The organism is Eikenella longinqua (assembly GCF_001648355.1).
Classification (GTDB): domain Bacteria; phylum Pseudomonadota; class Gammaproteobacteria; order Burkholderiales; family Neisseriaceae; genus Eikenella; species Eikenella longinqua.
Genome location: NZ_LXSL01000019.1, coordinates 23349 through 32218 on the forward strand (window position 1 = coordinate 23349; position 8870 = coordinate 32218).

General features: G+C 50.6%; 12 protein-coding genes and 2 pseudogenes. 3 read left to right on the forward strand and 11 right to left on the reverse strand.

The features are described from left to right. From A7P95_RS05695 to A7P95_RS05705, 4 genes and pseudogenes are all read right to left on the reverse strand, one after another. Positions 1 to 396, reverse strand: a complete 396-nt coding sequence (locus A7P95_RS05695) for a hypothetical protein (protein WP_064090535.1) — start codon at positions 394 to 396, stop codon at positions 1 to 3. A gap of 2 nt (positions 397 to 398) precedes the next feature. After that, positions 399 to 923: pseudogene (locus tag A7P95_RS05700) on the reverse strand (type IIL restriction-modification enzyme MmeI). 153 nt (positions 924 to 1076) lie between these two features. Next, positions 1077 to 1419 (reverse strand): annotated as a pseudogene (locus A7P95_RS12200) (IS1595 family transposase); the annotation flags it as partial. A gap of 136 nt (positions 1420 to 1555) precedes the next feature. After that, positions 1556 to 2452 (reverse strand): metallophosphoesterase, encoded by an 897-nt coding sequence (locus A7P95_RS05705; RefSeq protein ID WP_067592490.1) that lies wholly within the window; start codon positions 2450 to 2452, stop codon positions 1556 to 1558. A gap of 149 nt (positions 2453 to 2601) precedes the next feature. Between A7P95_RS05705 and A7P95_RS05710 the strand changes: the two genes are divergently transcribed. From A7P95_RS05710 to A7P95_RS05720, 3 genes are all read left to right on the forward strand, one after another. After that, positions 2602 to 3336, forward strand: coding sequence for a metallophosphoesterase (locus A7P95_RS05710; RefSeq protein WP_067592492.1), 735 nt, complete (start codon positions 2602 to 2604; stop codon positions 3334 to 3336). An 84-nt stretch (positions 3337 to 3420) separates the two neighbouring features. Beyond that, a complete protein-coding gene (locus A7P95_RS05715) occupies positions 3421 to 4260 on the forward strand; it encodes a hypothetical protein (RefSeq protein ID WP_067592494.1) in 840 nt (279 codons plus the stop codon). Between the two features lie 111 nt (positions 4261 to 4371). Continuing rightward, positions 4372 to 5031 carry a phosphoesterase gene (locus tag A7P95_RS05720; protein ID WP_067592496.1) on the forward strand — a complete coding sequence of 220 codons (660 nt, stop codon included), beginning with the start codon at positions 4372 to 4374 and terminating at the stop codon, positions 5029 to 5031. Between the two features lie 105 nt (positions 5032 to 5136). Here A7P95_RS05720 and A7P95_RS05725 read toward each other — a convergent pair whose 3' ends face one another. From A7P95_RS05725 to A7P95_RS12210, 7 genes are all read right to left on the reverse strand, one after another. Continuing rightward, entirely contained in the window at positions 5137 to 5391 is a 255-nt protein-coding gene (locus A7P95_RS05725) for a hypothetical protein (protein ID WP_245636576.1), read from the reverse strand. A 107-nt stretch (positions 5392 to 5498) separates the two neighbouring features. Beyond that, positions 5499 to 6200, reverse strand: coding sequence for a putative quinol monooxygenase (locus A7P95_RS05730; protein ID WP_064086868.1), 702 nt, complete (start codon positions 6198 to 6200; stop codon positions 5499 to 5501). A gap of 297 nt (positions 6201 to 6497) precedes the next feature. Beyond that, complete coding sequence (locus A7P95_RS05735; RefSeq protein ID WP_067592499.1) at positions 6498 to 7442, reverse strand: aldo/keto reductase; 945 nt, start codon at positions 7440 to 7442, stop codon at positions 6498 to 6500. A gap of 148 nt (positions 7443 to 7590) precedes the next feature. Next, complete coding sequence (locus A7P95_RS05740) at positions 7591 to 7803, reverse strand: YciI family protein (protein ID WP_218916358.1); 213 nt, start codon at positions 7801 to 7803, stop codon at positions 7591 to 7593. Between the two features lie 55 nt (positions 7804 to 7858). Beyond that, the gene (locus tag A7P95_RS05745; RefSeq protein ID WP_342667766.1) at positions 7859 to 8317 is read right to left on the reverse strand and encodes an NAD(P)H-dependent oxidoreductase; all 459 of its coding nucleotides are present in this window, start codon (positions 8315 to 8317) and stop codon (positions 7859 to 7861) included. After that, entirely contained in the window at positions 8248 to 8418 is a 171-nt protein-coding gene (locus A7P95_RS12205; protein WP_245636577.1) for a hypothetical protein, read from the reverse strand. Before A7P95_RS12205 ends, A7P95_RS05745 begins: the two co-directional genes overlap by 70 nt. A gap of 222 nt (positions 8419 to 8640) precedes the next feature. Further along, positions 8641 to 8870 (reverse strand): hypothetical protein (locus A7P95_RS12210; RefSeq protein ID WP_245636578.1); only part of this gene is annotated, 230 nt, incomplete at its 5' end.

An 8870-nucleotide genomic window follows, 5' to 3' on the forward strand; every position in this document is an offset into this window, starting at 1 on the left:
CTATATTAGCAAGGTTGCTGGTAAAAAAGCAGAATGAGGGATTATTATCTGGTTAATATCAAAATTTTCTGCTTTACAGTGTTCCATTTTTTCAGACAACCCCAGCAAATTGAACGTATCGTGTTGTTGGAGGATTTCACAATGCTGTTTGTTGTTCAGCAAGGCTTGCCATTTTCTATCTAAAATTTCTTCATCCAAATTGCTATCATTGTTCGGTAAACGTCCATGTCGTCTGAAAAACGATTCGACTTCTTTGAATGTTTGTAAAACCATTGCATTTTCATCGGTTTTAGCGGTAACTGGTTTGACATCGGCAAGCAGGCCTAAATCATCGTGATTGAAAATATCATCCAAGCTGTTGATTCTAGAATCAACGCGCATACCTTTTAGCAACATATTCAGCCCCTTACCATACGTTCCGCTTTTTGGCGGCGGATATGGTCGAAAAGGCGCCCCATTTTTTCGGCAGCTTTAGTGTCGGCGGGATTTTCTTCAAATCCACTGCTTTTTTCCAAGCCTGCAAGGGGAAGGAAAAAGCCGTAGTTCTACGCCAAGTCGGTGTAGGCACATTCGAGATAGTCATCGGCCTTAGTGTCATAGACGGCGATGTTTTGAAAATCGGTAACGATAAAGAAGCGGATTTTGTTTTTATCGGCGGAAGGTGATTGTTTCAGGGTTTGCAGGATGTCGTAAATGTCTGCCCAGGGGTCGGCAGGTTTGAAATAAAGTTTCCGGCTGAGGGCAATTTCGCCGAGTAAGGGCATATCGGCAACGTTGGTGCCGGGAGTTTGGTTTTGCAGTTTGGTGATGGTGGCTTTCGGGGTATCGAACAGGCGGAGAAAGCCGTAGATGAAGTTTGCTTTGTCTTCCGATTGTACGAGCTTGGCAAGACCGTCAAAGAGTTTGGTTGGATTGATTGCCATTGCTATGGTGCCTTTTGCTAAGAAGTTATAAGGATATGGAGTTAGATCTGTCCCAGGCGGCTAGGGCATATTATGTTTTACCAATTGTTTCAAAAATGAAAACTTTAACTCTATTCCACTATTATTAAAATACCATTCTCATTTCTTTAATTACAGCTCAAAATGCTCTTTCGGAATACCGTTAAACTTACGCAACATGGTATTTTTGCCTGATTCCAAAAATTCTCAATGTTGTTGATGTGGTTCAGGCGGTCTGTAAATTCTTTGAAATGGTTGATGCAGTAATGGGCAAAACCGCTCATGTCCAACTAGTTGTAATTGCTCAGGGGCTGTCTGTGTAAACAATGCTGCCCAGCATGATTTTTCTTTTGATGACAGGCAGTAATGCTTCAGGCTTAGCATCATCCAGCACAACCGTATTAAAGACCAGTTCTTACCGGTTTAAGATACCGAAAATGACCACTTTGTCTGCTGTCTCACGCCCTCGCTTGTCTTTCGGTGCCTATTGAGTATTTCGAGGGTAACATAGTTGCTAGTCTAGTATATAGCTCCTTCGGAAATTGTTGTGCTTGAGATGCGAATGCGTGGATGGCAATCATCCTTTTTCTAGTCCCACACATCCTTCTCTTGGTTCACACCATCAAAAACGGCAGCCCGTCTTTGATTTGCTGCCGCCCCGCCGGGCTGTCGGGCTTAAACTCTTCCTGATAGTAGCCGATGGTGTTGCTCACCGTCGGAATGCCGTATTCGTTGGCATAATGCACAGGCAGGTGTTGGTGGGCGTGGCCGTGGATGCAGGCTGCAAGCTTTTCAGGTAGCCCGATTGCCGCATCCTCCGCCCACCGTGCAGGCAGTACCGTGCCGTAGCCCAGGTCGGCATCGCCGAACAGGCGGCTGGTCGGGTGGTGGGTGAACAGGATATTTTGTACACCGGACGGGCTGGCACGCAGCGTTTCTTCGATAAAGCACACGCTTTGATGATGTGCCGCCAGCACGTCGCGATACAGCAGTTTGGCATAACGATTGCCGCGTTTGACCTTGATGTAGCGATAATCGCTCAACCTTTGTGCCACCGCATATTCGTCCCCATGCGCCACCTGATACCAAAACGGTGCGCCGATAATCTGCACGCGCCCGTTATCGAGCATGGCGCACTGGTTATGCAGGATGCTCATGTGCGCTTTCAGTACCGGGCTGTTGTCCAGAGCTGCCTGAATCCGTCCAACCACCTTGTGCAGGGCATCGCCGTAGTATTCGTGATTGCCCATCACATAAAACACCCGGTCAAAGCCGTTGTCGGCTATCACGCTTTCCAGAAACGGCACGAAATAGTGGAACTTCCTGGCCTCGGTCAAATCGCCGGCAATCATCAACAGATTGTGTTGCGTTGCAGGCTGCTTATTGCAGCGGAACAGGGGGTGGTAGATTTCGTCCAGCACATCGGTTTGCAGCAGCCCGCGTTTGTCGAACAGCCATTCCAAGTGGATATCGGAGATGTAGTTGAGTTGGACGGTGCGGGCTGTCGGCATAAGAGGGCTTCCTAATGAATGATGGATGAGCGTGAACCATCAACGCCGATACTCGGCGCCAATCGTGTCAAACGGTTTCAGATGGAATGATACAATACCGGCGAACCGTTTCCCATCTCCCGTTGCAGGCTACCTGAAACCGCATCCCCATGAAAATCCAGCTCCTTTCCGACACCCACGGCAGCCCCTATACCCTTCATCCCGAAGCCGATGTGATTGCCCACGCCGGCGATTTCGGCAACGGCTTGGCCGCCATGCGGCAGTTTCAGGCAGCCTGCAACGAGGCGGGCAAGCCCTATGTCTTTGTGTTGGGCAATCACGATTATTATCATGAAAACATGAGCGATGTGCGCCTGCAGTTGCGCAACGAACCTTATCTGCGCGCGGGCAAAACCGTGCAAATCGACGGCCGGACCTTTGTCGGCGGCACGCTGTTCAGCAATTTCAGGCAGCACCAGGTCAGCGCCGGACAGTTTGAGCAAAACTGCAATCTGGCGCAGGTTTCCGTGGCCGATTTCGCCTATATTTTTGATTACCTGCCCAACAGCCAAAACGAGCGGCGCATCACGCCCGAGGACTATGTCCGCCTGTATAACGAAGAATGGGCATGGATACGCCGATTTTGCGGCGCCGCCGACACCATCGTCCTGACCCACTTTCCGCCGAATGCAGCCTGCACCGCCCCGCAATTTGCCGAATCGCCGCTCAATCCCTATTTCATCAACGATGTCGATTTGACCGGCTTTGCCTACTGGTTTGCCGGACACACGCACACAGCGATGGATGCCACCGTTCAAGGCTGCCGCGTGGTCATCAACCCCTTGGGCTATCCCAACGAAATCGGGCATAACGGTTATCGGGACGGGTGCTTGATTGAGGTGTAGTAGCTGCAATTTCAGGCAGCCTGCATAGTCCGCAATGCCCACAGTTATTTAAAAATCCCGCCATCGACATTCAAGGAATACCCTATGCCCAACAACCCCATCCCATCCGAACATCCCCACGATTGCACTCTTTCCCCCTGCAAGCTCACCGACTGGACCTTCACGCGCTACCACACGCCCGGCAAATCCGAGTATGCCGTGGTGTACGGCACAGTCGCCCAAGATGGTTCGGGACGCTTTGCCGCAGGCGGCCGAATCCGCACCTCGCCCGTTACCCTATGGGCGGCACCGCTGGCCCATACGCACAACTCGGTGTACTGCCTGCCAGAAGGTGCAGGCTGCTTTTGCGACCTGCCTGCAACCTTGCAGCCTGCCATAGACAGTTTGGGTATTGACCCTGCAGAAGCGGCCGTTATCCTGCAAAACACCTTCATGCAGCCTGCACATGCCTTGCCTGAAACCGCCTGTTTCGGCGTTCCGGTGATGCGGCCGGTAGGGCAGAGAGATTTTCCGGTCATCATGGAACATCACATCGCTGCATTACCGTTCTACCCGTTTTGGCGGGACAGCAGCATCGGTTCCGCCCAAAGCCTGATAGACGGACAAGCCGCCGTTTTCTTGCATGATTGGAACGCATTCTGCCGCCTGTTTGTCCGTACCGGCAGACACCGCGGCCAAACCGGCAACACCGATAAACAAACCGCTGACGGCCAATACAGCTATTTCGGCCTGCCGATTGTGCATACGCCAGAACAGGATAATGCCCCTGTCGTATTGGAAGCCGACATCGCCAAACTTCCGTTTTACACCTATTGGCACACCGCCTGCGCTTCCGATGTGCACCGGTTAGCAGACGGCTCGCATGCCGTGAAACTTGCCGACTGGGAAGCCTTCTGCCGACGGTTGGTATTGACCGGCAGATAGGCAGACAAAAAGTGCAGGCTGCTTTTTATCGCCCAAACCCTGTTTCAGACGGCCTCTAAAGCAGCCTGCACCTTATTTTTCATTGTCAGATCCCCAGAAATCGAGTACCCCATGCCCCAAACCTATTTCACCGCCGACTGGCACTTCTCCCATCCCAACATCGCCCGATACTGCCCGCAATTCCGCTTGCAAAGCGATAACGCCGACGAGCTGAACGAATACCTGATCGACTGCTGGAACCGCGTCGTTACCCCGCAAGACACTGTGTACAACCTCGGCGATGTCTGCTTTGCAAAAAAGCCCGCACACATCGAAGCCGTGCTGCAACGGCTTAACGGGCAACACCATTTGATCTACGGCAACCACGACTACCTGATTCGGCAAAACGAAGAACATTTCCTCAACACGCGCAAAGCCGACGGCAATCCGTTACTCTCGTCCGCCAGCCATTACCTGCGGCTCAAACTGCCCGAAATCAGCAATACCGCGATTTTGTGCCACTATCCCTTATACGAATGGGACGGCATCCACCACGGCCTATACCACCTCTACGGCCATCTGCACGACCGCATGGCTGCCGTCAAAGGGCGCGCCCTCAATGTCGGCTGGGATATGCACGGACGTTTCCTGACCGCACAGGATATTGACGACTTCCTGCGCGACCTGCCTGCCGTTCAGTATTTCGACGACAAGCAAAACGTTATCGTCGGCAACAGCACGGAAGATGCGGCTGCAAAAGTTCGGGCGAGATTGGCAGCATTGAATGAATGAGCTTTTATTTTAGAGATGAATTTTCAGGTAGCCTTGAATGGTGCAGGCTACCTGAAAAACAACCGGCAAAACAAAAGGACGGTTTTTCAATCCGTCCTTTCCGCATCAGCAATACCGCCAAGTGTCCCGCATAAAATGAATGATCTCGTTTAACGGTACAGGCGAAAGCGTAAACAGCTTGTCCCCTTTCTTCTGCTCCACTTCCAAAATCAACATACAGCCTTCTGACAACTTGCCCTGTCCGTCAAATTCCAATTCTTTAATTTTTACCGACCGGGTGATGCCGTTATCCGCCAAGTCCTGCCGGTATGCCTCTCCCGTACATCCGTAAAAATGGGAAGGGAAAGCCAGCTTATCCATTACATCTTCCGCAATCTTAATAGAACCATAATCGCGCGTTGGCTATTGCCAGGTTTGTCATGCGGAATCAGCAAATCAAGGGCACGTTTGTTTTTCAGGCTGTAATGTTATCGCCTTTCAAATCTCAACCCGCCTTTATTCATCAGGAATGCGGGGGTAATGGCGATGCTTTCTCTATTTGTTGTCATGTCTGCTGTGTGTTTCAGATAATCCTGAAAATGCGGAGTTTGGCAGTGTGATTGATAGGCAGATCCACTGGCATAGATTTCATAGAAATACCAACGGTTCGGATTGTTTTGTTCTGTGGCTGCGTAGATGGCGAGTACGCCGCTTTCAGCTTGGAGCGACTGTGCCATTTCGGACATTACGATGTCTTTGAAGGCTTGGGCGTGTTCGGGCTTCACGTCCACGATGACCAAGTTATTGATGGTGTTCGGGGTTTGGTTTACCCGTTTGTCGAGCAAAAATTGTGGTTCGACGCTGATTTTGCGTTTGTGGCCGGTCAGGATTGCGGGGGATTTTTGCAGGAAGTTTTTGTATTGCGGCGATTGGATATGGGCTTGATAGGCTTCGTTATCGACATAGATTTCAAACATATAGGCGGTTTCGGGGTTGTCCTGTCGTTTGGTGGAATACATGGCGAGTGTACCTTTTTCGCCGCGCACGGAAGCAGTGATGTTGTTTTTGCCGACTTCTTCGTAGGCTGCGGTTTGTCCGGGTTGTATGCCGAGTTCGAATATATTGAATACGGGCACGGCTTGGGCAGATAGGGATATGGCGGCTAGCAGGGTCATGATGTATTTTTTCATGGCTTTTTGTATTTGGTTAAAAGGGGGCAGGTAGCCTTTCAGACGGCCTTTTGGGCAGCCTGAAAGCAGCAGCACGCCCAAATCATAGGATTCAGACCGATGACAGCCTGCATTTGGATTTTGTGCGGTAAACGGCGGGGCAGGTTGCAGACTGCTTTTTGATGCTTTCAGACGGCCTTATCGAAAGAAAGGCTACCTGAAAACGAAGTTTCTGCGAAGCTAAAGCGCAGCTTCAACGAAGTTAAAACGAAGTTTCTGCGAAGCTAAAGCGTGTGCTTCAGCGGCATTAAAACGGATTTATGCTTCGCCTTCCCAGCCGCCGCGCGTATCCACGCCGGTTTCTTCCGCCAGGTGTTCGATTTCGGCCATTTGTTCGGCGGTCAGTACCAGTTTAGCGGCATCGGCGGCATCGGTAACGTGGTGCGGCTTGGTGGCGCCGATAAGCGGCAATGCGCCTTTGGCAATCGCCCAAGCAATGGCGATTTGGGCGGCGGAAGCGTTGTGCGCCTTGCCGATTTCGGCCATCGCATCGGTGAGCTTTTGCAGTTGCGGCAATACATTATTGTAGGCTTCGGCGCGGCGGCTGCCTTCAGGCAACGGATTTTGTACGTTGTAGCGTCCGCTTAACGCACCTTGTTCCAGCACCATGTAGGCGAAGAAGGCAATGCCGTTTTCGCGGCAGTAGTCCAACGTGCCGTCTGCAATGGAATGGCGGTAAAGCAGGCTGAAATGGTTTTGTACCGCGCTGAGTTTGAACCCTTCTGCCGCTAAAATTTCATTCGCGCGTTTGATTTGGGCAAGGTTGTGGTTGGATACGCCCACTGCCTTCACTTTGCCGCTTTTTAGGGCGGGGATTAAATAGGGTGTCCAACGTTCCACATCAAGGGAGTTGTGTATCCAGTAAAGGTCGATTTCATTGACACCCAGCCGTTGCAGGCTGCCTTCGAGCATCGCATCCAAAGGGTCTGCGGCGGTTTCGTCTGCCAGATTCGGTGTGAATTTGGTGGACAGAATCACGCTGCCTTTGGGCTGTTGGCGGACAAATTTGCCCAATTCTTTTTCAGAGTCGCCCATACCGTAAACGTAGGCGGTGTCCCAAAGGTTCAACCCTGCCTTCATGGCGGTGTCGAACACTTCTTTCATCTGCGCTTCGGTCAGTGTTTGCCCGAACACGGCATCACCACCGAATGCGCCCACGCCCCAAGACCAAGTGCCGAGTGCGATTTTGGGATAGTTTTTCATTGTGATATTCCTTATATAAAAGTTGGGAAAAGGGTGCAGGCTGCTTTTCAGGCTGCCTGAAACTTATTTGCCGCGATAATCCGTGATGTTGTCGGCAATCAGATTGGCTTGGTATTCGCTGACGGCGTATTCCGCGCCGTCGGGATAATTAAGCGTCTTCTGCCAGAATTTTGTCCAAGGCTTCGCGGCTTTCGGCCTGCGCCAGTACCATGCCTGCATGTTTGCGGTCAAGGTATGGGCCGACCACCAGGAAATTGCCTGCCTCGAAATATTTTTTGAACCATGCGCGGTGCTGTGCCAGCCGTTCGGCGGCTTCTGTTTCGTTGGTTTGTTCGGTGATTTTGATGTCGATAACGTACATTTCGATTTCCTTTATATTATTGTGAAATAAAGCATTTTCAGGCTACCTGAAAAGTTCAGGCAGCAGCGGCTTGAATGGCGGCAACCAAACGCGCCGCGTGTTCGCGCGCCTGTTGTTTTTGCGCATTGACGGCTTCTTCGTTGCCACGGTCGGTGTAGCCGATACCGCAGGTGTACACGGGTTGTTGATAATCCAGCCCACACAAGGCAGCGAAGGTTTCAAACTGCGGCAGATAGTCTTCCACCGAGTGTTTGAAGAAGCCGTCTTTTTGATACAACGTAGCGGGCGCACCGGTAGTAAATGACACGATGAGCTTTTTGCCGCCCAGTTTCGCGGTCGAGCCGTGCGCAAAACCGTGTACGAATACTTCGTCAATCCACAACTTCATCAAACCCGGCACCGAATACCATGAAAACGGGAATTGCAGCACAATCACATCGGCTTTCAGCAGCGCATCTTGTTCGGCGGCAATATCAAACCGACGGTTCGGATACAGCGCATCCAGTTTGCGGATTTCGGCTTGCGGTAGGGATTTTCCACTTCCGCCAAAATTTCGGCATTGGCCAGGGAATGTTGCAAATCGGGGTGTCCGGAAATAATCAGGATGTTCTTCATGTTTGGTTTCCTTGTAGGGGTTTAACGGAAAAATTTTTTTAAGCTTTATCGCTTGCTGATGGAGTGTATTATACGTAGAATAATTATTATGATTAGACGCACAATTTCTAAATTACTTTTAGGTAAAATCTAATAATTGGTGATTCATTCTATAGGTAACTAATCACTGACAATGATAGTCAAGAGAAGGCAGAATAGTTAAAATACGAAAATTTTATTGCCTTATTTCAGAAGGACAACATCATGCCCAACCAACCAACCAACCAACCAACCAACCAACCAACCAACCAACCAACCAACCAACCAACCAACCAACCAACCAACCAACCAACCAACCAACCAACCAACCAACCAACCAACCAACCAACCAATTAACCAACAAACAAACCAACAAAAAACACACAAAAAACCAAAAAACCAAACAAAACACCCCAAACACCAACCCACCAACC

Coding starts and splice junctions, on each gene's coding strand:
- A7P95_RS05695 (WP_064090535.1), bottom strand. CDS start 396: ATGTTGCTAAAAGGTATGCGCGTTGATTCTAGAATCAACAGCTTGGAT.
- A7P95_RS05705 (WP_067592490.1), bottom strand. CDS start 2,452: ATGCCGACAGCCCGCACCGTCCAACTCAACTACATCTCCGATATCCAC.
- A7P95_RS05710 (WP_067592492.1), top strand. CDS start 2,602: ATGAAAATCCAGCTCCTTTCCGACACCCACGGCAGCCCCTATACCCTT.
- A7P95_RS05715 (WP_067592494.1), top strand. CDS start 3,421: ATGCCCAACAACCCCATCCCATCCGAACATCCCCACGATTGCACTCTT.
- A7P95_RS05720 (WP_067592496.1), top strand. CDS start 4,372: ATGCCCCAAACCTATTTCACCGCCGACTGGCACTTCTCCCATCCCAAC.
- A7P95_RS05725 (WP_245636576.1), bottom strand. CDS start 5,391: ATGGATAAGCTGGCTTTCCCTTCCCATTTTTACGGATGTACGGGAGAG.
- A7P95_RS05730 (WP_064086868.1), bottom strand. CDS start 6,200: ATGAAAAAATACATCATGACCCTGCTAGCCGCCATATCCCTATCTGCC.
- A7P95_RS05735 (WP_067592499.1), bottom strand. CDS start 7,442: ATGAAAAACTATCCCAAAATCGCACTCGGCACTTGGTCTTGGGGCGTG.
- A7P95_RS05740 (WP_218916358.1), bottom strand. CDS start 7,803: ATGTACGTTATCGACATCAAAATCACCGAACAAACCAACGAAACAGAA.
- A7P95_RS12205 (WP_245636577.1), bottom strand. CDS start 8,418: ATGAAGAACATCCTGATTATTTCCGGACACCCCGATTTGCAACATTCC.